22 protein-coding genes and 3 pseudogenes are annotated in these 25231 nt (G+C 33.9%); 24 read left to right on the top strand and 1 reads right to left on the bottom strand.

What is annotated here, in order from left to right; all coding sequences use genetic code 11:
* Window positions 1-159: 159 nt before the first annotated feature.
* From CALKRO_RS11555 to CALKRO_RS11545, 3 genes are read left to right on the top strand one after another with little or no spacing between them, the layout of a single operon-like run.
* Complete coding sequence (locus CALKRO_RS11555; protein ID WP_013431185.1) at window positions 160-831, top strand: cysteine peptidase family C39 domain-containing protein; 672 nt, start codon at window positions 160-162, stop codon at window positions 829-831.
* Window positions 819-1559 (top strand): ABC transporter ATP-binding protein, encoded by a 741-nt coding sequence (locus CALKRO_RS11550; protein WP_013431184.1) that lies wholly within the window; start codon window positions 819-821, stop codon window positions 1557-1559. Before CALKRO_RS11555 ends, CALKRO_RS11550 begins: the two co-directional genes overlap by 13 nt.
* Window positions 1556-3016, top strand: a complete 1461-nt coding sequence (locus CALKRO_RS11545) for a hypothetical protein (protein WP_013431183.1) — start codon at window positions 1556-1558, stop codon at window positions 3014-3016. The genes CALKRO_RS11550 and CALKRO_RS11545 overlap by 4 nt, the downstream gene beginning before the upstream one ends.
* 86 nt (window positions 3017-3102) lie before the next feature.
* Here CALKRO_RS11545 and CALKRO_RS14235 read toward each other — a convergent pair.
* Window positions 3103-3240, bottom strand: a pseudogene (locus CALKRO_RS14235) (IS256 family transposase); the annotation flags it as partial.
* A 110-nt stretch (window positions 3241-3350) separates the two neighbouring features.
* On the opposite strand from CALKRO_RS14235, the pseudogene CALKRO_RS13565 reads away from it, so the two are divergent.
* The 21 genes and pseudogenes from CALKRO_RS13565 to CALKRO_RS14025 form a co-directional block, all read left to right on the top strand.
* Window positions 3351-3714 (top strand): annotated as a pseudogene (locus CALKRO_RS13565) (ISLre2 family transposase); the annotation flags it as partial.
* A gap of 157 nt (window positions 3715-3871) precedes the next feature.
* A complete protein-coding gene (locus CALKRO_RS14175; RefSeq protein WP_083789265.1) occupies window positions 3872-4030 on the top strand; it encodes a type II toxin-antitoxin system HicB family antitoxin in 159 nt (52 codons plus the stop codon).
* Window positions 4031-4256 (top strand): annotated as a pseudogene (locus CALKRO_RS11535) (type II toxin-antitoxin system HicA family toxin).
* 265 nt (window positions 4257-4521) lie between these two features.
* Entirely contained in the window at window positions 4522-4887 is a 366-nt protein-coding gene (locus tag CALKRO_RS11530) for a type II toxin-antitoxin system VapC family toxin (protein ID WP_237699082.1), read from the top strand.
* Window positions 4888-4922: 35 nt separating this feature from the next.
* Window positions 4923-5105 carry a hypothetical protein gene (locus CALKRO_RS11525; RefSeq protein ID WP_041741764.1) on the top strand — a complete coding sequence of 61 codons (183 nt, stop codon included), beginning with the start codon at window positions 4923-4925 and terminating at the stop codon, window positions 5103-5105.
* A gap of 395 nt (window positions 5106-5500) precedes the next feature.
* On the top strand, window positions 5501-8128 hold the full coding sequence (locus CALKRO_RS11520) for a 3'-5' exonuclease (RefSeq protein ID WP_013431181.1): 2628 nt from the start codon (window positions 5501-5503) through the stop codon (window positions 8126-8128).
* A 28-nt stretch (window positions 8129-8156) separates the two neighbouring features.
* A complete protein-coding gene (locus tag CALKRO_RS11515; protein ID WP_013431180.1) occupies window positions 8157-11021 on the top strand; it encodes a UvrD-helicase domain-containing protein in 2865 nt (954 codons plus the stop codon).
* A 124-nt stretch (window positions 11022-11145) separates the two neighbouring features.
* The gene (locus CALKRO_RS11510) at window positions 11146-11841 is read left to right on the top strand and encodes an anaerobic ribonucleoside-triphosphate reductase activating protein (RefSeq protein WP_013431179.1); all 696 of its coding nucleotides are present in this window, start codon (window positions 11146-11148) and stop codon (window positions 11839-11841) included.
* 44 nt (window positions 11842-11885) lie between these two features.
* Entirely contained in the window at window positions 11886-13151 is a 1266-nt protein-coding gene (locus CALKRO_RS11505) for an MFS transporter (protein WP_013431178.1), read from the top strand.
* 106 nt (window positions 13152-13257) lie between these two features.
* Entirely contained in the window at window positions 13258-14241 is a 984-nt protein-coding gene (locus CALKRO_RS11500; protein WP_013431177.1) for a LacI family DNA-binding transcriptional regulator, read from the top strand.
* 94 nt (window positions 14242-14335) lie between these two features.
* Window positions 14336-15379, top strand: a complete 1044-nt coding sequence (locus tag CALKRO_RS11495) for a Gfo/Idh/MocA family protein (RefSeq protein ID WP_013431176.1) — start codon at window positions 14336-14338, stop codon at window positions 15377-15379.
* Between the two features lie 45 nt (window positions 15380-15424).
* Window positions 15425-16363 (top strand): sugar phosphate isomerase/epimerase family protein, encoded by a 939-nt coding sequence (locus CALKRO_RS11490; RefSeq protein WP_013431175.1) that lies wholly within the window; start codon window positions 15425-15427, stop codon window positions 16361-16363.
* Between the two features lie 159 nt (window positions 16364-16522).
* Window positions 16523-17923, top strand: coding sequence for an AmmeMemoRadiSam system protein A (gene amrA / locus CALKRO_RS11485; RefSeq protein WP_013431174.1), 1401 nt, complete (start codon window positions 16523-16525; stop codon window positions 17921-17923).
* Between the two features lie 17 nt (window positions 17924-17940).
* A complete protein-coding gene (amrS, locus tag CALKRO_RS11480) occupies window positions 17941-18789 on the top strand; it encodes an AmmeMemoRadiSam system radical SAM enzyme (RefSeq protein WP_013431173.1) in 849 nt (282 codons plus the stop codon).
* Between the two features lie 21 nt (window positions 18790-18810).
* The gene (cdaA, locus tag CALKRO_RS11475; RefSeq protein ID WP_013431172.1) at window positions 18811-19668 is read left to right on the top strand and encodes a diadenylate cyclase CdaA; all 858 of its coding nucleotides are present in this window, start codon (window positions 18811-18813) and stop codon (window positions 19666-19668) included.
* A gap of 3 nt (window positions 19669-19671) precedes the next feature.
* Complete coding sequence (locus CALKRO_RS11470) at window positions 19672-20904, top strand: CdaR family protein (protein WP_013431171.1); 1233 nt, start codon at window positions 19672-19674, stop codon at window positions 20902-20904.
* A 37-nt stretch (window positions 20905-20941) separates the two neighbouring features.
* Entirely contained in the window at window positions 20942-22723 is a 1782-nt protein-coding gene (gene uvrC, locus CALKRO_RS11465; RefSeq protein WP_013431170.1) for an excinuclease ABC subunit UvrC, read from the top strand.
* Between the two features lie 38 nt (window positions 22724-22761).
* A complete protein-coding gene (hprK, locus tag CALKRO_RS11460) occupies window positions 22762-23697 on the top strand; it encodes an HPr(Ser) kinase/phosphatase (RefSeq protein ID WP_013431169.1) in 936 nt (311 codons plus the stop codon).
* Window positions 23698-23912: 215 nt separating this feature from the next.
* Entirely contained in the window at window positions 23913-24695 is a 783-nt protein-coding gene (locus CALKRO_RS11455) for a YhfC family intramembrane metalloprotease (protein ID WP_041741761.1), read from the top strand.
* A gap of 16 nt (window positions 24696-24711) precedes the next feature.
* The gene (locus CALKRO_RS11450) at window positions 24712-25098 is read left to right on the top strand and encodes a GntR family transcriptional regulator (RefSeq protein ID WP_013431167.1); all 387 of its coding nucleotides are present in this window, start codon (window positions 24712-24714) and stop codon (window positions 25096-25098) included.
* Window positions 25095-25220: a hypothetical protein gene (locus CALKRO_RS14025; RefSeq protein ID WP_013431166.1), complete on the top strand. Its 126-nt coding sequence runs from the start codon at window positions 25095-25097 to the stop codon at window positions 25218-25220. Before CALKRO_RS11450 ends, CALKRO_RS14025 begins: the two co-directional genes overlap by 4 nt.
* Window positions 25221-25231 lie beyond the last annotated feature (11 nt).

Genomic DNA, 25231 nt, shown 5'->3' with positions numbered 1-25231 from the left:
TGCAGGCGTATTTAAAGATATTATTGTAAAAAACGATAAAAAATTTGTTTGGATAGTAACCGATGAGATATCACAATTTGGGATTCTTTGTCCTGTAGATTTTATTTATGAAATGATAAAAATACCTATTTAAATCTTTTTTTAGGAGAAAAGGAAAACATGATAGAATATTTATATTATGGGATTATTATATTGTCTCTATGGGCTGTATTGCCTCTATTGTTTATGTTGTTGATTTCTATGTTAGCGTATTTTTTCAAGAAAAACGACTTTATAATTAGACGTATTATGAAAATTGGATTAGGACTCGGAAATGAAAATGATGATGGAATCCAGAGGCAAATGAAGCATTTTGATTGTGGAAAGACAGTTTTAAGCCAAATTTTAATGGATTTTGAGCTTTTTCATTCTGATTTATCATTGCCAGAACCTAGTTCAATGAAAGATATTGTTGAGGTTGCCTCAAAGCATGGTTGTTTAGCTTACGGTTATAGTGAAGCAACACTCACGCTAATTGAAGAGAGTATTAAAAGGAATGGCAAGGTGATGACACTTTTAAAAATTTATTACCCATTTGAGGGATGGTGGGTAAAACCTGCTAAATTAATGTTAAAAGTTCTAATTGGGAAAGAAGATTTGTATCATTGGGTTATGGTAGAGAAAATACACGAGAAATATATTTGCATTATTGATCCTTATTTCGGTAAAATAAAATTGTCAAAATCCTCTTTTGAAGATTGTTGGACAAAAAAAGTTATATTTATTTATAATCCAATTACTAATAGCGAAACTATTGCAAAAAGATGGGAGGATAACATATGTATCCCATAGAAACTATAGAGCTTACAAAGATATATCGAAGAAGTTCTCAAGGGATTGAAGGAATAGAAAAGATAAACCTTAAGCTTTCAGAGGGACAGATACTATCATTGTTAGGACCTAATGGTGCAGGAAAAACTACTTTCATTAAAATAATTACTTCTCAAATATTACCTGACAGTGGTGAGGTATTTATTTATGGAAATCCACTTCACAAAATAATTAAAGAATCTCAAATATTCATTCGACAACAAATTGGATATTTACCAGAAACGCCGTTTTTCTACGCCAAATTAACAGGTTGGGAATTTGCAAGATTTATGGAGAGTATATATAATTATCCTTTAGAAGAAGGTGGTAATTTGAGTTTTCATAGTATCGCAGACGCTTTTAATTTAACTTCTCACTTAAATAAATTAATAGCTTCTTATTCGCAAGGCATGTTACGCAAGCTTGTTCTTTGTTTTGCAATAACTTTTGGCAAAAAAATTATTATTCTTGATGAACCTTCAAACGGTTTAGATCCTGATAGTTATTTGACATTAAAAGATATCTTGCGCGAATGTAGAGCTCAGAAAAGAGCTATTTTGCTTTCTACACATCATTTATCTTTGGCCCAAGAGATTGCAGATGAAATTGCAATATTTCATCATGGGCATATAAAATGTAAAGTAAAAAACGATGGCTCAGTAGAAGCGTTATACAAAAAAATTATTCACGAGGTGAAAAGTATAGAATGAAGCTATATAAAGCTTTTTTCTCTTCTGCTTTTATACGCGCTGCTCGAACAATAGGTATACCATTAAATTGTGAGTGTTCTAAAAAAAGAATCTTACTAAGTATTTTTACTTTGGCTGTAGGGATACTATTTTTTATTTTGAGTTTACATTACGTGCCAGAGTCTTTTAAAATTTATCTTCCTTCTTTATTAATTGAAAAATGGCTTGCTATTGTATTTTTTACTATTGGAGTTGGTAACTTAATTGGTCCTTTAAAATTTGAGTATGGAGAACGAGAAGAAATCATGTTTATGCTATCGTTACCTATATCACGTCAGTTCATTGTTAATTGGAAAACAACAACTCAGATACTAGAATTTTGTATAATTATGCTAATACTGCTGCTATTTGTTGTTCCATGGGGCAGTGAGGATATAAAGTGGGAAATTTTTTGTGCCCAATGGTTTGTTCTTTTTCTTCTTACGATAGCTAGTCTAATGTGGGGCATGTTAGTTTCTGCATTAATAGCTAAAAAAATAACCAATGAACTACTGCGAAAAGTAGTAACTTATGGATTAGTATTATTTTTCATTGTGATGTCGATAATAGCAGCTTTACACATTGATATGAGTTTTATTTTTAAGCTATACAATAATGCGTGGTATTGGATAGCAACTACTTTTCTTCTTTTAATGGTGGTAGCATTATCGATAAAGGCGACATGTACTTACTTTTCTACATTTTTTGAAATTTTAAATATTTCTAATAGTCGCACAGAAACTATAAATTATGGTAAAAATAAATGGGGCAGTTTTATGACTGCAACTGCTAAAAAAGATTGTCTTTACTACTTAAGAGAAATAGATCAATTACTTCAAATGTTAATTATCTTTATTATTATAATTATTTCATTATCAAAGTTCTCTTGGTTTGACAAATATAGCATTTTCCTTATATTGTTGTGTCTTCCATACAGTTTTTCCGGTATCATTACATTACATTTGATTGGCAGAGATGGGGTAGCTTTAAGCTTAATTAAGATGCTGAGAGGTACATTAAAAAATTATTATTTAATGCGAACTGTACTGTCTTATATTTTCGTCTTGATACCGACGTTGATATCCTATATTTTATTATCAATTCTTTTCTATAAAGAAAGATTTTATATCCAAAATATGTTGTTGATATTATTATTGAGTTTTATTTTTGTTATGTTAGCAATGGGTATCTCAGTTCTATTTCTACAAAAGAAAAATGGAAATATATACCTTCAAAAGAGAGGAGTTTCTGTGTTAGGGGAAATTTTTTATTGGGTTGTAGGAATTGTTTTGCCTATAGCATTAACTCGATGGGCAAACAATGGATATAAGATAAGTAATGTTCCATTGGAGTTTATTGTGATAGCAATGGTTACTATAGTTACAATAATTAGTATTTTTATAGCTGGTTTTCTCTACATTGATAAAGTAAATGATTAATTGTAGGACAACTTGCTATAATTTTATATGAGCATTCTTGCAATGAACGAAAATAATTGAAAATGAAGTGAAATTGAGATTTGTAAGAATGAGGTACCCTCGTCATTGTGATTCTTAGCAAGATAGATTAACCTTTCCGATAACATAAAGCAACTGAGCAAGTTTCCTAAAAGTTGTTTCAAAACTGGGTGGTATGAATTGACTTTTTAGCAATACGTATTCAATACTTATTTTATAAGCTACTTTTCATTATTTTTTTAAATTTTATTTTTATTTATTTTCATAACCCTTTGATGAGTTTATACAGGGGACATAATTTTATTTTACTCCTACAAGGATTATAAAAGAATGTAGTGATAAAGAACATGTAAGCCAAGTATTAACAGATAGGATGAGTTTAAGACCAAGAGGATGGAGCGAACAGGAAGCTGAAGTGATGGTAAAGCTATTGAGCTTAAAATATAACGGTGTAAATTTGAAATTTGAAAGAAACATATTTAAAAGAGATTTGTAACAAGGATGAGAAATAAGACAAAATATTAAAAGAAATTGTGAGAGAGAATGTGAGGAAGATAAAAAAGCAAATTGAGAAGACAAGGGATAATGTGCCAATTTTAGCAAGTGGAAAAGCTGATTTGATGTTTAGAATTTTAAAAAACATAAGTACAGGAAATTTCTTAAATTCAGATGTATTTTAATAAAAAATTTCCCTACAACCTTTTGATACTATCCCTACCAGTGCAAAAACTATGGTTTTTATTTTTTGTGTGGTATAATAAAACTCAAGAGACTTTTATATATAAAAGCTGATTTTGTAATGTTGTTTACAGTAGTAGTAATTAAAACAATTAGTATATAGCTAAATGTATAGAAAATAGTGTAGCTTCACAGGGAAAAACTATCGAAGAAGCAATAGCTAACCTAAAAGAGGCTATTGAGCTTTACTATGAAGGAGAAGAAGTGCAAAAACCAGAGTTATCACCGATAATAACCACTACAGAGGTGGCTGTATAAATGTCACCAAAATATCCTGTACTGAATCCACAGGAAATAATAAGAGCACTCAAAAAAGTAGGGTTTAGGAAAGTATCCCAAAGAGGCAGTCATCTCAAGTTAAAGAAGGAAGAACCAGTAAGGATTGTGATTATCCCTATGCATGAAGAAGTTGCAAGGGGGGCTACTAAAAAGTATTCTGGAACAGGCTGGGATAAGTCTGGAAGAGTTTTTAAAACTCTTGTAGGGAGTTAAGACATGGCACATAAGATGCAATTTTCATAACCAGAAAGGAAGTTGACCACAGGTAGTTTATATGAAAAACTACCTGTAGCTTTTATTTTGGCTCTTTTTTTGTAATATAAACACGCTGGCTTGTGGTATAATTAAATCAGGGATAGCAAAAAGGTGTAAGTGTAAGAAAGGAGTAAACTACAACATTGAGAAAATTGCAAGTATATTTGGATACATCAGTTATCAGTCATTTGGACTAGCAAGATAATCCTGAGTATATGCAGGTAACACTTGAGTTTTGGGAAGAGATAAAGCAGGGAAAATACGAAATATGTATCTCTAGTGTGGTAACGACTGAGTTAGATGAGTGCCCAGAACCTAAGAGAAGCAAGCTGCTTGCATACCTTAATCAGATAAAATTTAATCAGGTTAATTTGAATGAACAAGTTATAGAACTTGCAAAAAAATATGTCAAAGAAGGTGTAATTTCCGGTAAATTTTTTGAGGATGCGCTTCATATTGCAGCTGCAACTATATATCAGTGTGATATTCTGGTATCATGGAACTTTAAACATATCGTAAAAGTAAAGACAATTCAAGGCGTAAATAGGATAAACAAGTTAATGGGCTATAGAGAGATTTAGCTGGTATCGCCTCTTATGATGTTAGATAAAAATAAGTGATTGATATATTTGAAACTACTGCTATGAGAGAGTTGCATCAAATAAAGGAAAAGATTTTTGAAGAGACAAAAGACATGACTACGGAGGAATTGATTGAATATTTTAGAAGGAGAGCAGAAAAAGTTGCAAGGGAATTAGAAGAACTGAAAAAGAGAAATAAAGAAGAAATAACTCAATAATTTTTGTTAAACTTAAATAGCAGTTGACCACAGGTAGTTTGTATGAAAAACTATCTGTGGCTTTTTATATTTTCTGAGGTGTGCTAAAATTTAAGGTAGCATTTTTAAGTTTCATAGTTATAGCCATATTAAATTGCCCAAATTTACTGTTTAATTAATCTATTATTAAAAGAATAATTTTTATAGAAAATATTGTATTAGCTAATACAAACTAATAAAATTACAAAAGGCAACAAACTACAGAAAGCAAACTGTAAAGTTGAATAATTAAAAACTACAAAAGATCAAAATTTGCAGAACAAACTTTCAAAAATAATACAGAAAGAAAACTTACCATAAGAAAAAAGATTATACAAATTAAAATAATGTAAGTCATAGAGAGGAGAATCTCAAAAATGAAAAGAGCATACCTTTTGCAAAAACTTAATTTAAGTCTTCTTGATGATGCCAAGCCTTATGAACTTATAATTCTTCCTCGACGCTTTGTTATAAATAAGCTCAAAGAAAGGCTTGTTGAAAAAAACGGTGTTCTTTTTGATATTGATATATTTACATTTGATGATTTAATAACCCCTGCCAAAAATGAGGTGCTAAAGACACGGAAGGTAATCACAAGAGATCAAGAAGTTTTAATTATATTTCAACTTCTCAAAAGCATTTTCAAAGGAAAGACAAGTTTTGAAGATGTTTTGACATACGAGTTTACAAATCAGGTCATATACCTTTTGAATTTAATGTTTTTGGAGTCGAAAGAATATTCGCAAAAAACTTTTGAAGTAGATGATAATTATAGTTTTTTAAAAGAACTTTTTGGAAAATACAAGGAATACCTTGACCAAAACAACCTTGTGAACTTTTCCTACCTTCAGGATTTAGCTATAAAATTTCTTGAAGAACACAAACTTGAACTTAAAAACTATAATACTGCTAAGATAGCATTTTTTCCAGATTTTAGATGCGACCAAAAAAGGATACTAAAGCTTGTTGCAGAGAAAATAACTGATATAGAAGTTTTCATACCATTTTTTGATGATATTGAGATTTGCAAAGAGACTGCCAAGTTTTTAGAATCGCTCGGATTTGACATGGTGTTTGATATGAAAGAGAATAATTCAGGATGGGGTTTAAACTTAGAATATCCTGAGCAAAAAGTATTTTCTTATCCGAATATAATCCTTGAAATAAACGCTCTTGTAAAAGAAATTAAAAAAGATATAGCTGAAAAGAAAATAGATTTTGACAAGATAGCAATTGTTGTGCCAAGTGTGGAAAGATATAAAGATACTCTTATACAGATTTTCTCTGAGGAGATATTGCCTGTAAATTTGAGTTGTCAGAAAAGTCTTATAGAGTTTGGATTTATAAAATTTGTTTTAGACCTTTTAGAGTTTATAGGTGGAGAATTTGATAAAAAGAAATTTGAACGGATAATATCGCATAGGTTTTTGAACACAGAAAAGGCAGACTTTGAGATTTTATTTTCTAAGATAAAAAATATTAGCATTTTAGAACTTGAGCAAATAGAAATAGTTCTTGAAGAGTTAGAATTTTTTGCTAATCTGTATAGCTTTGATGATGTGATTGAAAATCTCACTAAAATTTGGAGGGTTTTTAATAGACTCAAGAGAATAAAAAATGAATATGATAAGTTACCAAAATCATTTAATAGCTGGCTTGAAAATACAAGGAAGGTTTTTGAAAAGTTAGGAATTACAAAACATGCAGAGTTTATAAATGACATTGAGTTTATAAAAGCTTTTTATTATTTAAATGAAATTTTCGAAAAAAGCAGGGAAGATTTTAAAGAGTTTGACTCTGAATTTACTTTTGAAGAATTTTTAGATATTTTTAAGACCATTCTTTCTCAAAAGATGGTTGATACATCGATTAATATCTTAAATGGAATTGACGTTATAAGTCTTCAGGATACTTTAGGTGGATGTTTTCAAAAGGTCTATCTAATTGGCCTTTCTGACGATATTTTACCGCGTTCAAGGTCTGAGGGATTTTTGATGAACATGAGATTAAAAGAAAATCTCATGCTTGATGAAGTAAAAGATTTTGATTACATATTCCAAAAAGATCTTATATATTTTAGAAGTATTGTAAACTCTTATAACATATACATGTCATATCCACGTTATTATCAAACACAAATTGACAAAAGCCCATTTTTGGAGTTAGAAGATATTGAAGAAGTTTCAATTTATAGGGGATACATACCGAGTGATAATCAACTGACATATAGAGAATATAAATTTTTAAAGAATTCAGATGAAAAAAGTTTAGAGAAAACTTGCACGTGCAATAATATTCCGCAAATTATTAGAATAAAGGACAGAGAGCTAATTGAATATCAGAAGTGTCCTTTAAAATTTGCCTTCAAAAAATTTGGTGTTGATGAGAAGGAGAAAGAAGAAAAACATTTTATTTCGAACCTGCAGCTTTTGTTTTCGTGTATTCAAAAAATACTTTCGTCAAAAGCACCACAGGAAACACTTGACTTTTTGCTTTCAAATATTCGGTATACACACAATGAATCAGTAAAAAAATTTATAGCATTAGATATTTTACAGATGTCTCTTGAAATTGTTGAGAGAATGAACAATTATGGGGCTGTAGAGTTTATTCCTCAAAATGTTAGCGAAAAAATATATGTAATTAAAAAGATGTTTGAAGGAGTTGAACTTCAACTCTTTCCCAATTTTGTTGTGAAGATTGATAACCAAGAAATATGCGGTTTTGTAAAAACAAAAGTTTCATCCGAAAAAGAAATTGACAAAATATGGATTGCAAATTATGTCTTTGAACTTGACAGAGTTGCTGCTATATATCTATTTGAAAAACCGCGATTTGTAATTCATGAAAGGACAAATGAATCTTTGAATAAGCTAACTCAGGAAATTTTAAAAGGTATAAGAGAAGGAATTTATAAGCTTGATAAAATTGAAACTTATAAAAAGGCACAGACAGTTAAAAACTGTTTTTCTTGCGAGTATAACCATGTTTGTATATTATTTTAAACAAAAATATTAAGGGAAGGTTGAAAAAATGGGCAATATAATTGTTTATAGCGCTTCAGCTGGTTGTGGAAAAACAGAAAGTATTGCAAATCTTTATATAGACATTATAAATTCTGAGAAAGCTACCCCAAACGAAATTGTATGCATAACGTATACGGAAAAGGCAGCTAAAGAGCTCAAGAGTAGAATCATCTCAAAAGCAAAGCAAAAAGGGCTTGATTTGCTTACAATTTCAAAGATTCAAAATTCCCATATTAAAACTATACACTCATTTTGTATGTATCTTTTACGATTTTATTGGGCATGGGCAAGGGTTGATGCAAACTTTAAAATTGTTCCTGACCAGAATAGACTCATGCTAAAACTCATAGACAATTATCTTTCAGTATTTCCAGCAACATTAGGGAGATTGCCTCAGGAGAAATTTTTTATAGAAGAATATCTTCACTATATTGAAAATATCGCGCAGGAATTTAACAATTCGTCAAAATATGTCAACAAAGCTTATCACCTTGAAAGCGAAACTTTTTATATATTTGATCATCTATCTGAAAGTTTAAATAGCATGTTTTTAAAAGAACTTACATACGATTTGGTCTTGCAAAGAACCTTTGAACTTTTAAACATTCCAGAAGTAAATAGAGATATAAAAACCAGATTTAAATACTTAATTGTTGACGAGTTTCAAGACTCAAACTTTTTACAAAAATCAATTTTTGAGAACATAGCTGAAAACATTTATTACATCGGAGACAAAAAGCAGTCCATTTACCGTTTTCAGGGTGCCGAGCCAGAGGTTTTTGATGAAGCTATAGAAAATAGCAATCAGGTTTTAGAACTTTGTGAAAATTTTAGAACAAACTCAGAGCTTGGCAAAAAGATTGACAAAATTGCATCTATACTTTTTCCCAGTTACAAGCCACTTTCTTATAAACATCAGGCTGACGGGTTTTTAAAAATAGTTGAAATTGTAAATGAAACAAAAGAGAATATTATTCAAAATGAAGCTATATATGTTGCTAAAAAAATAAAAGAGATGGTTGCAGATGGTGTTACGATTAGTGTAGGTGGAAAACCAGAAAGAAGGGTTAAATATTCTGATTTTGCTGTGCTATCGCGAAAGATTCAAAGCATTGCTCATGTATATAAGAAGGTGTTTGAGGAGTATGAAATTCCTCTTGATATAAACTTTAGAAGAGGACTTTCAGAACAAAAAGAAATAGTACCGCTTTTAGGTTTTCTTGAGATTTTACAATATCCGGACAAAAAATCAGGATACTTGAGACTTCTTGCAAATGACATATTTAAAGTGGATAGGTTCACGCTTCTTTTTTGCGAGATGAGCAAAATTGAAAGTTATGTTCCAGAAGATGTTTTAAAGTTCATTGCAAAACAGCGTGATAATCTGTTTGTAAAGAAAATTTCAGAGATTTTATATGAGTTTGAAGATATGTTTGAGTACAGCTACAAAGTCTATAAATATTTTGGGAAGGCAGCATATGAAAACGTCAGGCTTTTTTACGACTTAGCAGAAGAGAGCAATAGCTTTTCATTAGAAGACCTTTTAAATTTTATTAACAATCAGGGTGAAAAGATGTCAGGTTATTCTGCACTTGATGACAGTGTTGTGCTAATAAGTATCCATTCAGCGAAAGGGCTCAGTTTTCCAATAGTGTTTTTGGTTGGACTTTGCGAAAGCACAGGGTATTTTCCAGGCAGAAGTCCAAAGCTGAGAGGTTCTTATGATACCTCTACGAAAGAATATATTATTGCTCCTTTTTGGATAGAAAAAGAATACACAAGAATAAAGAATATATCAAAACAGCAAGAGAAAGAGGAGCTTAAAAGACTTTTTTATGTTGCCATAACAAGACCAATGGCTGGGATTTTTATGATAAATTCAACAATAAAAGAAACTGTAAAAAAAAGAGGAGGATCAAAGTCATTTGGTGAAGAGGTGGGTTTTAATTACATTCTTGAAAAAGCAGAGGAGATTGGAATTGAAAAAGAAGTTGTAATAATGAAAGAGGAAGAAAAAACATCGCAAGGTTTTGACTTAAGTTCAGGAAATAACAGCATATCTTATACTTTGCCATCCATAATTTTGCCAGATGAATTTGAAAATAGATTTAAAATTTTATCGCCTTCACATATAATGGATTTTAAAAAATGTCCTGTTATGTTTTCATTAAAGTATATAATGGGACTTCCAGTTTTTGATGAACAAAGCTCAAAAGAAGAGTTGCAACAAAATGCAAAAGTACTTGGCACAACCGTTCACAGAGTTTTGGAACTAACAAAAATAAAAGATATTGATGATATCGATAATCTTGAAAGTAACATTTCTTTAGCTGTGATTGAGAATGATTTTGAAGATAAAGAACTTGTAAGAAAACTTGTTTTTAACTATTTCAAAAGCAGTTTTATCAGAGAAATAAAAGACAAAATAATAAGAGAAGAAAGCGAACATCGCTTTTATTATAAGCTTGGGAATCAAATTATATATGGAATAATTGATAAGGTGTATTATCTTGAAAATAAGATTTATCTCATTGACTTTAAAACAAATCTTAACTTTGACCTCAAAAAATTTGAAAGCTATATTCCGCAACTTTGCATTTATACACAGGCAATAAAACAAAGAGAACCACAAAAAGATATCATATCTTCAATCTTTTGGCTAAGAGAAGGCAAAAGTTTTGAATATATTCTAAAAGCTGAACATATTGAAGAAGTAAAAGAGACAATCGACAGGATAAGAAATATCAAAAATAAAAAAGATGTTCTTATGTTAATTGAAGAGTATACAAAAAGAGATTGTAGCGGATGTGAATATGAATTTTACTGCAAGGATGAGCAAAATATTAAATTGGTAAGGAAAAAGCTTGAATAGATTTTCTTTTTTCCTTGTTTTTAAAAAATTAGAGGTTTGCAAAGAAAGGTGAAAAGAAGTTAAAATAAAATATGCACACTTTGCTTGAACTCTATCAAAAAACATTTAAAAGGAGATATAGAATATGCTTGTTGATTTTATGAAAATATCAACCGTTGACTATCCAAAAAAGATTGCAGCTACTTGTTTTTTCGGTGGCTGCAATTTTTCGTGCCCTTTTTGCTACAACTCAGAGCTTGTAAACTTCAAAGGAAAGTTTATGGATGACAGCATCTTTTTTGAGTATTTGGACAAAAGAAAAGGTATAGTTGACGCTGTTTGCATTACAGGTGGGGAACCAACCTTAAATGAAGAGTACTTAACTGAGTTTATAAAAAAAATAAAGCAAAAGAATCTTCTTGTCAAGCTTGACACAAATGGCTCTAAACCCGAGGTACTGCAAAGGCTTTTAGATGCTGGGCTTCTTGACTATGTTGCAATGGACGTAAAAGCCCCGCTTGAAAAGTACCCCCAGATCACAGGTTTTTCTGACGTTGACAAAATCATAAGATCAATAGAGATATTGAAAAATTCAAATATTGATTATGAATTCAGAACAACAGTAAACAAAAACCTTCATACAGTTGAGGATATATTAAATATTGCAAGGCTTTTAAAAGATAGCAGGCTTTATATTATAAAACCATATAAATACACACCTGAAGTTTTAGATGAAAAAGTAAGCGGTAACAAAGATTTGGAAATAGAGTACTTGCAGGAGATTTATAATCGTGCAAAACAGGAAGGCATAGATAATATCAAAATTGGTGGTACAATATGATTTTTTTATTAAAAGCGGTTTTTTAAACATACGAGGTGATTATTATGACAAAAATCAAAGCACAGCTTGAGCAGATAGTTTTAGCATTCAAAGAGATAAATCCAAACGCTAAAAAGATTTTATTTTTTGAGCCCATTTTCACTATTCCATATGCAATGTTTATCATCTACTCCTCACTTTACATGACAAGAGTGGGGGTAAAGGATTACCAGATAGGACTGCTGTCAACGGTGCTGAATTTGGTGATGCTTATCACATCACCCTTTGCAGGACTACTTGTAAATAAATTTGGACGCAAAAAGGTTTTGCTCATTGGAGATTTTCTGTCGTGGTGCTTGTATGCATATATATTTTTCTTTGCAAAGGACTTTACATGGTTTTTAATAGCTACTATCTTTAACGGACTTATGCGAATTCCAGAACTTGCATGGCGACTTCTTTTAATGGAAGATGCAACCGAAAACGAAAGAGTGGCAATCTATTCTGTAACTGTATTTGTATGGAATGTGGGTAACCTTTTTGCGCCTATGATGGGTGTCCTTGTTGCAAGGTTTGGCTTAATACCTGCAACTAAATGGACAGTCCTTGTGTTTGGGATTTTAGTAAATATACTAATTGTTGTAAGACATCTTGTTACATCTGAGAGTTCTGTGGGGCAAAAACTTGCACAGGAAAATTCTGACAAAAATAATAATGGTTTTTCTGAGTGGTTGGACAGTTTAAAATATATGTTTAGAAACGGACAGCTTCTTTTGATTGTGCTTGTTACAATATTTGGCAACATTGCCCTGATATTCAGAGACACATATAAAAATATATATTTAAGCGAAGCTTTGCATTATCCAGATAGTATAATTTCGGTATTTCCAACACTGTGGAGTGCGGTAGCTCTTATATTTGTAATATTTTTAATTCCAAATTTAAAAGAACAAAAACATGATACTGTCCTTTTTTGGGGAATGCTTTCAATTACAGTTTCGAATGCATTGATTTTAGTTGCACCTCCTGGGACATTTGGCTTTATTTTGATGATAATTGTAACAGTTCTTGGCAGCATAGGAGCTGCAGTATATTATTCATTTGTTGATGCTATCTTGGCAAATTCTGTTGATGATGAAAGAAGAGCACATGTCCTGTCAATTACAATGTTTTTGATTTCTCTTTTTTCAATGCCAGTTGGTGCAATAGCCGGACAGTGTTATACCTTTTCAAAGAGTTTGCCTTTTGTGCTTGCTACAATCTTTACTCTCTTGTGCACAATTTTGATTTTCTTCAAGGTAAGAATAAGAAGAGCCCAAGAAGAAAAGTAGATCTGAAGCATTGCTTAAATATAATTCAAAATAATTACAAATGTTGCAAGAGTATTGCCAAAGATATAAAATAAAAAACAGAAGTAAAAGTATCTGGGGGTGTAAAATGCCAACAGTCAAAGATGTTGCCCAAAGAGCTGGTGTTTCTGTTGCAACAGTTTCAAGGGTGCTGAATAATTCAGAAAAGGTCTCTGAACAAACGCGACAGAAGGTTTTAAAGGCAATAGAAGAACTGGGATTTAAGCCTAACCTTCTTGCAAGAAATTTTAGAAAAGACAAGTCAAACTTAATATTAGTATTGCTTCCTACAATTGCAAATCACTATTTTGCACGTGTTGTAAAAGGTATTGAAGATACCGCACGAAAGAATGGTTATGGTATACTTCTTTGCACAACACAAAACAGTCCTGAGATTGCAGCTGAGTATTTAAAGCTTATAGAAAGAAAACAGGTTGATGGAGCTATAATTGCATCTGCAAAGATTGAAATTAATTTTTGCAAAGGACTTGATACAAGAAGGATTGTTCAGGCATGCGAGTTTTATCCTTTTTTGGATACTTCATTTGTGACAATAGACCACAAAAGAGCGTTTTATGACGTTGTAGACTACCTTATAAAAAAAGGTAAAAAAAATATTCTATGCGCAATTGGAAACGAAGACATCCCTTCTGAATTTGAGAGGAAGGAAGGATACAAAAAAGCTCTTGAGGAAAATGGACTTCAGTTTAGAGAAGAGAATGTCATAAGATGCAGCTATGGTTGGACAGAGTTGTATGAGAAATTAAAAAATCTTTGCTGTCTTAAAAAATATGATGCAATTGCTTGTTCTTCAGATTTGATGGCAGTTGGGGCAATAAAGGCTGCAAAAGCTCTGGGGCTCAAAATCCCTGATGAGTTTTCTGTGACAGGTTTTGACAATATTATGATGTCAAGGCTGTATGAGCCTTCAATCACAACAGTTGCACAGCCTATGTATTCAATAGGCGAGAAGGCAGCCCAGATTTTAATTGATACACTTGAAAGTCCAGGTGCTTTTGAAAAACAAAAAATAATACTTCCTCATGAGCTCAAGACAAGAGAGTCTGCCTAAGGGTTATTTTTTATTTTAAAACCATTGTAATTGATTACACTATGAGTTATAATATCATATGTAATCAATTACACAATTAAGGAGGCAGGGAAAATTGAAAAAGCTAAGACTTGCTATAATTGGATGCGGTTCAATCACAAAGCACAGGCATGCGCCGGAGGCAAAGCAAAATCCCAATGTTGAGCTTGTTGCTGTATGTGACAGAAAGTTAGAACATGCAAAAGCGGTCGCTGAAAAATTTAAAGTTGAAAATGTCTATGATGATTATGAAAAGATGCTAAAAGAAATAAAACCTGATGCAGTAGTGGTTGCAACGCCAAATTATCTTCATGCTGATGCTACTATAAAAGCTTTAAAAGAGGGTGCTCATGTTCTTTGTGAAAAGCCAATGGCAACAACAGAAGATGAGTGTAGAATGATGGTAGAGACTGCAAAAGAGATGGGCAAGTTTTTGATGATTGCTCACAACCAAAGGTTAAATATAGCCCACAAAAAGGCAAAAGAGGTAATACAAAGCGGTGAGCTTGGGAAAGTGCTGAGCTTCAAAACTACCTTTGGTCATGGCGGACCTGAGAGCTGGAGCTCAGACAAGCCCGATACATGGTTTTTCCACAAAGAAGCAGCAAGTTTTGGAGCTATGGGCGACCTTGGCGTTCACAAGATTGACCTTATGAGATTTTTGCTTGGTGAGGAGTTTGTTGAGGCAGCTGCGTTTGTTACAACTCTTTCAAAGAAGTATCCAAATGGCCAGCCAATTGACGTTGACGACAATGCAGTCTGCATTTTAAAGACACAGAGCGGCGCGATTGGAACGCTCACAGCTTCATGGACATACCCGGGGAGTGAGGATAACTCAACTGTAATCTACTGTGAGAGGGGTTCAATTACACTTTACGCAGATCCAAAATTTTCGATGATAATAAGATATGCAAACGGTCAAAAAGCATATTTTGAGCTTGACACAATGCAGACAAACGAAAGACAAACAAAATCAGGTGTGGTAGACGAATTTATTGATTGTATCTTGACGAACACACCACCCAAAATTTCTGGAGAAGAAGGTTTGAAGACCATGAAAGTTGTGTTTGCATGTTTTGAGTCAGCAAAGACTGGCAGAATTGTGAAGATTGATTATTAAACATTGGCCCAAATTCTAAAGATGGAAAGGGGAGCTGACGATAGAATGAAACTTGGGTTTTTAACAGCCTGCCTGCCAAAACAAAGCCTTGAAAATCTTGTTGTGTGGGCAAAAAGCATTGGTTTTGAAATGCTTGAGGTTGCGTGCTGGCCTGTAAAAAATACAAGAGACTACTCTGGTACAACATTGGATGTTGCAAATCTTACAGAAGACCAAGCAGAAAGAATAAAAAAACTTTTTGAGCAGAACAATATGCAAATTTCTTCTCTTGCATACTATGACAACAACCTGCACCCTGACCTTGTGATAAGAAAATCTTACCATGACCATTTAAAAAAGGTGATTGATGCAGCAAATCTTCTTGGCGTCAAGTATGTGGGGACTTTTGTTGGGAGAAACTATAACAAGACAATCAAGGAAAACTTTGATGAGTTTGAGATTGTCTTTAAAGAGATCTTGGAGTATGCAAAGGAAAAAGGAGTTTCTATAATAATAGAAAACTGTCCTATGCCAGGCTGGAACCCAAATGGTGGATGGATGGGGACAATATCATATTCACCTGAACTTTGGGAAGAGATGTTTTCAAGGCTACCTTACGACAACTTTGGTTTGAACCTTGACCCGTCACACCTTCTTTGGCTTGGTATTGACCCTGTTTCGGTCATAAAAGAGTTCAAAGACAAAATATTCCATGTCCATGCAAAGGATACTCAGATTTTGAAAGACAAGCTCAATAAATATTCCATTTTTGGTAGCCAAATTCAAAGGAAAAATGAATGGGACATGGGATATTGGGTATACAGAATGCCAGGTCGTGGCGAGATTGATTGGAAAGCATTTTTGAAAGAGCTAAAACAAAACGGCTATGACTATGTTGTGAGTATAGAACATGAAGACCCAGAGTATGAAGAGACTGAAGAAAAAGTAAAAGAGGGACTAAAGCTTGGGTTTGAATATTTAAAGGGCATCTTGAACGAAATTTAGCAAAAACCATTTTCTTTAAGCGGTCGGAAGTAAAATTTTACCGACCGTTTTTATTTTGTAACAACTTTTTAACATTTGAGTAGTAGAAGCAGGCACAAAAAAAGGGTAAAATATTATATATGAAAACCTGCAAAAAATCAAAGTAAGGAGCAGGCAAAAATGGTAGGGTATTTGTTACCACATCCACCCGTCTTGATTCCCGAGATTGGGAGAGGCGAGGAGAAAAAGTGCCAGGCAACTTTGGATGCTTTGGAAAAAATAGCAGATGAGATAGCTGAATATAAACCTGAGGTCATAGTCATAATATCACCCCATGCACCCGTATTTTCTGATGCTTTTTTCTTGAACGACAAGCCAGAAATTGGTGGAAGCCTTGCAAGATGGGGTGTATATGGAATTGAATTTAGGTTCAAAAATAACCTTGAGATAGTTCAAGACATAGCAAAAATGTGTAGCCAGGAAGGTTTGACAGTTGGGTTTGTGTCAGACAAAATTCAAAAAAGATATGGCGTTTCGCGAGAGCTTGACCATGGCGCGTTAGTTCCGCTTTATTTTATCACCAAAAAGTATAAAGACTTTGAGCTTATACACACTTCTTACTGTATGCTTGATGATATTAAGCTTTATAAATATGGAATGATACTCAGAAGGGCAATTGAAAAGCATGCCAAAAAAGGTTTAATTATAGCTTCAGGTGACCTTTCGCACAAGCTCTCTTACGATGGACCTTACGGGTTTGCAAAGGAAGGACCAGAGTTTGACAGACTTTTGGTTGAGCTTTTACAAAGTAGCAACACACGCGCACTTTATGACATAGATCCTGTGCTTTCAGAGAAGGCGGCAGAATGCGGTTTTAGGTCCATAAAGGTTTTGCTTGGAGCATTTGAGGGCTATAGTATAGAATCAAAGGTTTATTCATATGAAGGACCATTTGGTGTTGGATACTGTGTTGCTGCCTTTTACCAGAAAGAACAGACAAGCTCTTCTTTGTTTGAGGAGATAGTGAAGAAAAGAGAAGAGAGATTAAAAAGAATAAGAGAAAATGAAGATGAGTATATAAGACTTGCAAGAGAAAGCTTAGAATACTATGTAAGACACCGCAGGTACTTAGATTATATACCAGATTATGTCACAGAACGGATGCTAAAAGAAAGAGCAGGAGTTTTTGTGTCAATCAAAAAGGATGGGAATTTAAGAGGATGCATAGGGACAATTTTCCCCACACAGGAGAACATTGCAAAAGAGATAATCAGAAACGCTGTTGCAGCAGGGTTTCACGACCCGAGGTTTGAAGAGGTTACCGAAGATGAGCTTGACAGTCTTGTGTATGATGTTGATATTCTAAGCCCACCTGAGAAGGTAAACTCAATTTCAGAACTTGATCCCAAAAAGTATGGTGTGATTGTACGAAAAGGTGCAAGACAAGGTCTTTTACTTCCTGATTTAGAAGGTGTTGACACGGTTGAAGAGCAGCTTAAGATAGCCTGCAGAAAAGCAGGAATTGACTATGAAAGTGGAGATTTTGAGATAGAAAGATTTACAGTTGAAAGACACAAGTAGTAAGGGAAGAGGGTAGAATGGTTGAGGCGAAATATTATGAAAAGCTTGAAGGCAAAAAAGTCAGATGCAAGCTCTGTCCACATGGCTGTATTCTACCACAGGGCAGCACTGGTTTTTGTAGAGCAAGGAAAAATGTTGATGGAGTTCTTTTTTCGCTAAACTATGGCTGTATTTCTTCAATTGCATTTGACCCTATTGAGAAAAAACCTCTTTATCATTTTTATCCGGGGTCGAGCATACTCTCTATAGGGACATTTGGGTGTTCGTTTAGATGCCTTCACTGCCAGAACTTTGAGATTTCCCAGCTAACTCCAAATGTGTTCGAGGTTGAGACAGAGAAGCTAATTGCTCTTGCCAAGAAAGACCCCAAGTGCATCGGTATTGCTTTTACTTACAATGAACCTACCATCTGGTTTGAATATGTAATGGATGTGGCAAAAGCTTTTAAACAGGAAGGGTTAAAGACTGTGCTTGTTACAAATGGGTATTTAAACGAAGAACCGCTCAATGACCTTCTTGAAGTGATTGACGCAGCAAACATTGATGTGAAAGCTTTTAATGATGAGTTTTATAAAAAGGTTTGCAGTGGGGATTTAGAGACGGTGAAAAGGTTTGTTGAGATTTGCGCTAAAAAGATTCATATTGAAATAACAACACTCATTATTCCAACGTTAAATGATAGGGATGAAGAAATAGAAAATCTTGCAAAGTGGATTGCCTCAATTGATGACAGAATTCCGCTGCACCTTACAAGATATTTTCCAAGATACAAGATGACTCTTCCACCAACACCAAAGGAGACATTAATGAGACTGAGGGAAGTTGCCAAAAATTATCTTGTTAATGTATATCTTGGTAATATTTAAAAAATAGTGGGGGAGAAAGGTTTGCTAAAAGATTTTTCTTTTTATCTTCAGGAGTTTTTGAGAAATGTAACGTTAATTAAAATAACACCGTTTGATATTATTGACATTGCAATTGTGTCATTTGTGATATACAAAATAATTGTGTGGATAAAAGACACAAGAGCATATCAGCTCATAAAAGGGATAGCGGTGCTGATTGTTATTACACAGGTGAGCAAGTGGTTGAGTCTTAATGTCATAAACTGGCTTTTGACAAATACACTATCTTACGGTGTTCTGGCACTTTTGATAGTTTTCCAGCCAGAGCTAAGACGCGCTTTAGAGGAGATTGGAAGAAGCAAAATCTGGGGCAAGTTTTTGTGGCTTGGACCTGATGAAGAAATGGCAATAAAATGGCAAAATAGCGTTGAAGAGATCATAAAGGCTGTGATGTATCTTTCCAAAAACAAGATTGGTGCATTGATTGTTGTTGAAGGTCAGACCAAGATAGGGGATATTATCAATACAGGGATTATAATTGATTCAGAGATTTCATCCCAGCTTCTGATAAATATATTTATTCCAAACACCCCACTTCATGATGGCGCAGTGATTATAAGAGATGGGAAGATAAAAGCGGCTGCGTGTTTTTTGCCTCTATCTGAGAATAGATACATAAGCAAAGAACTTGGGACACGACACAGAGCGGCACTTGGGATATCCGAAAACTCTGATGCAACAGCAATTGTTGTGTCAGAAGAGACAGGGATTATTTCTGTTGCGTACAATGGTGGTCTTACAAGAAACTTAGGCCCTGAGGCTTTGAGGAAAATACTTCTCAGGCCTTTGAAGCAAGAAAAAGAAAAAAATGGGCTTAACATATTCAAGTGGAGGCGTTAGGGTTTGAAAAAGATTGCAATAAAAAAACCAAAAGACGACAATTTCTGGCTTAAGATAGTTTCAATTTTGATTGCAATTGTTCTGTGGTTTTATGTAAATAGCATTATAAATCCAATTAAGAAAAGAGAAGTAATTGTTCCTATTAAATATAGCATGACAACTTTGTCAAAAGGTCTTGTAATGAAAGAGACTGATGCCAAAGAAGTGAGAATAGTTATAAGCGGTACACAGGATGAACTAAGCAAAGTAGATGAAAAAAATATCCATGCAATGGTAGATTTTTCTGATATAAGACAGACAGGCAGTATAAAACTTCCAATCTCTATACAAAACCCTTATCACAGGATTAACATAGAGAGTGTGTATCCTAAAAACGTTACAGTGGTAATTGACAATCTTGTGACAATCCAGAAAGATGTTTCGGTTGAGATAAATGGAAATCCCAAGAAGGGTTATATTATAAATAATTATCAGGAAGAGCCAAATGTGATAAGCATAAGAGGTGCTGAAAGTGATATAAAAGAGATTTCAAAATGCATAGCTCAGCTGAACTTGAGTCTTAACGACAGATCGTTCAAAGCGTCTGTCCCTGTAAAGGTAATAGATTCAAGGGGGAAAGACATAACATCGCTTTTTGACCTTTCGCAGAAGAGCATAGATGTGTATGTAGAGATACTCAAAACAAAGCAAGTGCCCTTGAGTGTCAAGTTTAAAGGTAGTCTTCCACCAAGTAAAGTTATCTCAAAGGTAATTTTAAAACCTTCTACAATCAATATAGCAGGAAAAGAAGAAGATATAAATTCAATAAATGAGATTGTTGTGGGGACTATTGATACAAAAATGCTTGAAAATAAATCAACATTCCAATTTGACTTTAGTCTTCCAAAGAATATAAAATCCTTAGATAATGTAAAACAAGTTACAATCACCATATACACAGATTCAGTTGTTGAAAAATCTATTAGTATCCCTATTGAAGTGAGAGGACTGAAACCTGGGCTTGTTGCAAAACTCAGCCCTGACAAGGTAAAAGTAGCACTCAAATACTACCAAAGTATGCAAGATTCTATAGATTTTAATTCTTTGAAGGCGTATGTGGACGTTTCGAATCTGACCAAAGGAAGTTACGACCTTCAGGTGTTGGTCGAAAAGACTGCAAACATAGAAGATTTTGATGTTTCCCCCACTTACATAAGAGTAGAAATTTCAGAAAGTAGTCAGACTCAATCTCAGTAAAATAACATTGTGTGTGCAAAAAAGAGGAGATGACCTGATGCTGCTTGAAGAGAAACTTTCAATCCTTCCAACATCGCCAGGGGTTTATATAATGAAAGATGAAAATGGAAATGTTATATATGTTGGCAAGGCTGTAAACCTGCGAAATAGGGTCAGACAGTATTTTCAAAACTCTCAAGATATGCTTCCAAAGACAAGACTTATGGTAAAGAAAATAAAAGACCTTGACTATATTGTGACAGACAACGAGGTAGAAGCTTTGATTTTAGAGTGCAACCTAATAAAAGAATATAGGCCTAAGTACAATGTTCTTTTGAGAGATGACAAAAACTACCAGTATATAAAGATAACAAACGAGATGTTTCCACGGCTTGTGACAACAAGAAAGGTTGAAAAAGACGGCAGCAGATATTTTGGTCCGTATGTCAGTGGGTATTCTGTAAAGCAGACGGTTGAGCTACTAAAAAGTCTTTTTATGCTCAGGACTTGCAAGAAAAAGTTCCCAGACCAGCTTGGCAAGGGTAGGCCCTGCCTTAACTTTCATATAGAAAAGTGTCTTGGTGTGTGCAAAGGAGATGTATCAGAAGAAGAATACCAAAAGCTGGTTGAGAGAGCTGTAAAAGTTTTAAGTGGCAAGGGTGATGAGATTGTTGAAGAGCTCAAAGCAAAGATGTTTGAATATGCCGAAAATCTAATGTTTGAAAAGGCGCAGGAGATAAAAAATAAGCTTTCAAGTCTTGAGCAAATAATCACAAAACAGAAAGTCATTTATGCAGATGACAGAAGCGAAGATGTTATAAACTTTGCAAAAGACCACACACACATTGCAATTGTTGTTCTGATTATCAGAAATGGTAAGCTTATAAACAAGGAAGAGTTTGTTTTGAAAGCTGAGGAGGATACGTTTGAGAGGTTTTTAGAGCAGTACTACGCTGACGTTGTATCACTGCCAAAAGAGATTATAATTCCTCATGAGATAGAAAATGTTTACAATATTGAAAAGATGATAGAAAAACTTTATGGCTTCAAAGTGAAAGTAACCATTCCAAAACAGGGTGAAAAAAAGCAGCTTCTTGACATGGCAAAAAAGAATGCAGAGATTTCACTTGCTAACAGGCAAAGAGTAGATGATGTTTATGCTGAGGCGCTTTTAACTCTTAAAAATATCCTTGGACTTGAAAACGAAATCGAAAAGATAGAAAGCTACGATATTTCAAACATAGCAGGTGCAGACAATGTAGGAACCCTTGTTGTGTTTGAGGATGGAAGATTCAACAAAGAATTTTACAGGAAGTTCAAAATAAAAGGATTTGAAGGGCAGGATGATATAAGAAGCGTCAAAGAGGTTTTGACAAGAAGATTCACAAACTTAGAAAAGCATGGCAGAATTCCTGATTTGATATTGATTGATGGTGGACAAAATCAGGTCAATGCTGCATTAGAGGTTTTGAACACTTTGGGATTTTCTATTCCTGTTGCTGGCATGGTGAAGGATGATAAGCACAAAACAAGGGACTTGATTTACAATGGTAAAGAAGTAGGTATTCAAGAGTATCCGCTTGTGTATAAACTTATTTATGCTATTCAAGAAGAAACGCACAGGTTTGCAGTGAAGTTCCACAGAGAAGTTAGAAAGAAGCATCTATATGAGTCAATTTTAGATGAAATAGAGGGAATAGGAGAAAAAAGGAAACTTAAGCTCTTTAGGACTTTTGGATCAATTGACAATTTGCGAAAGGCAAGCATTGAAGAGATTGTAAAAGCAGCTGACATTCCATATGAGGTTGCTTTGAAGATAAAAGAAAAGATTGGAGTATAAAAAATAAATTGACGTAGTAAGAAAGGTGTGGGTATACATTGTTCTACACGACAGTTGGCAAAATAATAAAAGAGCTCAATTTAGAGTGTTTGACAGAAATCAGTGGCATTGAAGAGAGAAAAATAAAGGATATGAACTTGAATAGACCCGCTCTGCAGCTTATGGGGTTTTTTGAGTATTTTGATGAGCAAAGGATTCAGATAATAGGAATCTCTGAGATGGCGTATTTGAAGACTATGGCACCATCGCAGCGAAGAGACGCAATTGAGAAACTTTTCCAGCGAAATATCCCATGTGTGATAATTACCTCAAACCAGGAACCTTTTGAGGAGTTTTTGGAATTTTCAAAAAAGTATGGTGTTCCTCTTCTTCGCACTCAAGAAGTTACAACAAGGTTCATGACAAACTTGAGCACTTTTTTGACACACGAACTTGCACCAAGGATAACCCGCCATGGCACGCTTGTAAATGTGTATGGTGAAGGTGTTTTAATGCTTGGCGAAAGTGGGGTTGGGAAAAGTGAGACAGCCCTTGAACTTGTAAAAAGAGGGCACATTCTTGTTGCCGACGATGCAGTTGAAATTCGAAAGGTTTCTGAAAAGACACTTGTCGGTGAAGCACCCGAGATTATAAGGCATCTTATCGAAATTCGAGGGATTGGGATACTGGATGTCAAAAACCTGTTTGGTGTTGGCTGCGTCAAGGAGTCCGAAAGAATTGATCTTGTGATCCAGCTTGAAACATGGAAACAGGGCAAGGAATATGAACGACTTGGTCTTCATGACCAGTACATAGAGATTTTGGGGATAAAAGTACCGACGCTTGTGATTCCTGTACGACCCGGCAGAAATCTTGCCATCATTGTTGAGGTTGCAGCAATGAACAATAGACAAAAGAAGATGGGCTATAACGCCGCAAAAGCCCTCACAGAAAGACTTCAAAAACAGATGAGTAGAGGAAACGGAGCTGAATGAAAAAAGCTAATAAAGAGAAAAACAGATTTTAAAAGAGGTAAAAATAGTAAATCTAAAGACCAATGAAAAGAAAAACTTCTGGGAATAACTTTTAGGGCTTTTGCACAGTCAGGTAGACTAAGGCAAATGTCCTCTTTTTTATTTTGTTTGACAATTAAAACCTATGTGTTATATAATCTATATAATGCATATAACTTAGAAAGAGGTGCTTTGTGTTGGTATCTAATCTCAAAATTATCTTTATGTGCATCACACTTCTTCTTTCAGTAGGCTTTCCGGTTGTGCTGGCTGTGGTTGTTTTAAAGAAGTACTCAAGAGTTTTGAAATCAATTTTAATAGGAGCATTAATATTTTTCATTTCTCAGATTGTTCTGAGAATTCCGATACTTCAGATCTTGTCAAAACAAAGTTACTTTGTACAATTTTCCAAGCATTACATTGTATACTCTCTCTTTTTGGGTCTGACAGCTGGGATTTTTGAAGAGGTTGGAAGATACATTGGTTTTAGAGGGTTTTTAAAAGATAGGCTAAACTATCAAAACGGTCTTGCTTATGGGATTGGACATGGTGGGATTGAATCAATATTGCTGGTTGGTATGAGCTATATAAATAACATTGTGTTTTCATTCTTAATCAACTCTGGCAGTTTAGATACACTTTTAAAAAGCAAAGTTGCGCCTGAGGTAATCGGTGCTATAAAAAATGCACTGATAAATACGCCAGCTTCAGCATTTCTTCTTGCTGGTTTTGAAAGAGTTTTCACAATGGCAGTTCAGATTGCTCTTTCACTTTTGGTTCTGGTGGCTGTTAAGAAAGGAAAGCTTTATTATCTCGTGCTGGCGATATTGCTTCATACAATCATTGATACGCCGGTTGCATACATGTCATTATTGAAAGTTAATATATTTGCTATTGAGTTTGTAGTTTTGCTTTGGGCTGTGTTGAGCCTAATTTATATCATAAAGTGGAAAGATATTCATAGAATACAAGAAAGCTAAAAGGGCTGAAAGCGAGATGTTTATAAAAATTGACTTTACCTCTGACATACCAATTTATGAGCAAATAAAGAACCAAATAATAGAGTCAGTAGCAAGAGGAGAACTTCAAAATGGCGATAGCCTTCCTTCTATCAGAGACCTTGCAAGCGAAATTGGCGTCAACATGCACACAGTGGCAAAGGCATATAATGAGTTAAAGGATATGGGACTTATTGCTATTAACAAAAAGCATGGAGCTTATATTGCTGTGAGAAAAGGTTATAATAAGGAGTTTTTAAATGAGATAATAGAAGAAGTTACTCCAATTGTTGCAAAAGCCATTTGCAAGGGTATGAATAAGAATGAATTAATAAGGTTGATTGAAACTATTTTTGATAGTTTTGGGGGAAGGGAAGATGGATGAATAAGGTGGGTTGGGTATTTGGCTGGGATTTAAACTACGCAAAGCCGCTTGGCAAGTTCATAGGGTTTTTAATAATTGGTATTTTGGTTGCAGCGGTAGTCGTAACTTTGGTTTTGATTTGATTTTGTCTGAT

This window comes from Caldicellulosiruptor kronotskyensis 2002 (genome assembly GCF_000166775.1).
Lineage (GTDB): Bacteria > Bacillota > Thermoanaerobacteria > Caldicellulosiruptorales > Caldicellulosiruptoraceae > Caldicellulosiruptor > Caldicellulosiruptor kronotskyensis.
The sequence above is the reverse complement of the archived record's forward strand: the minus strand, read 5'-3'. Positions and strand labels throughout refer to the sequence as shown.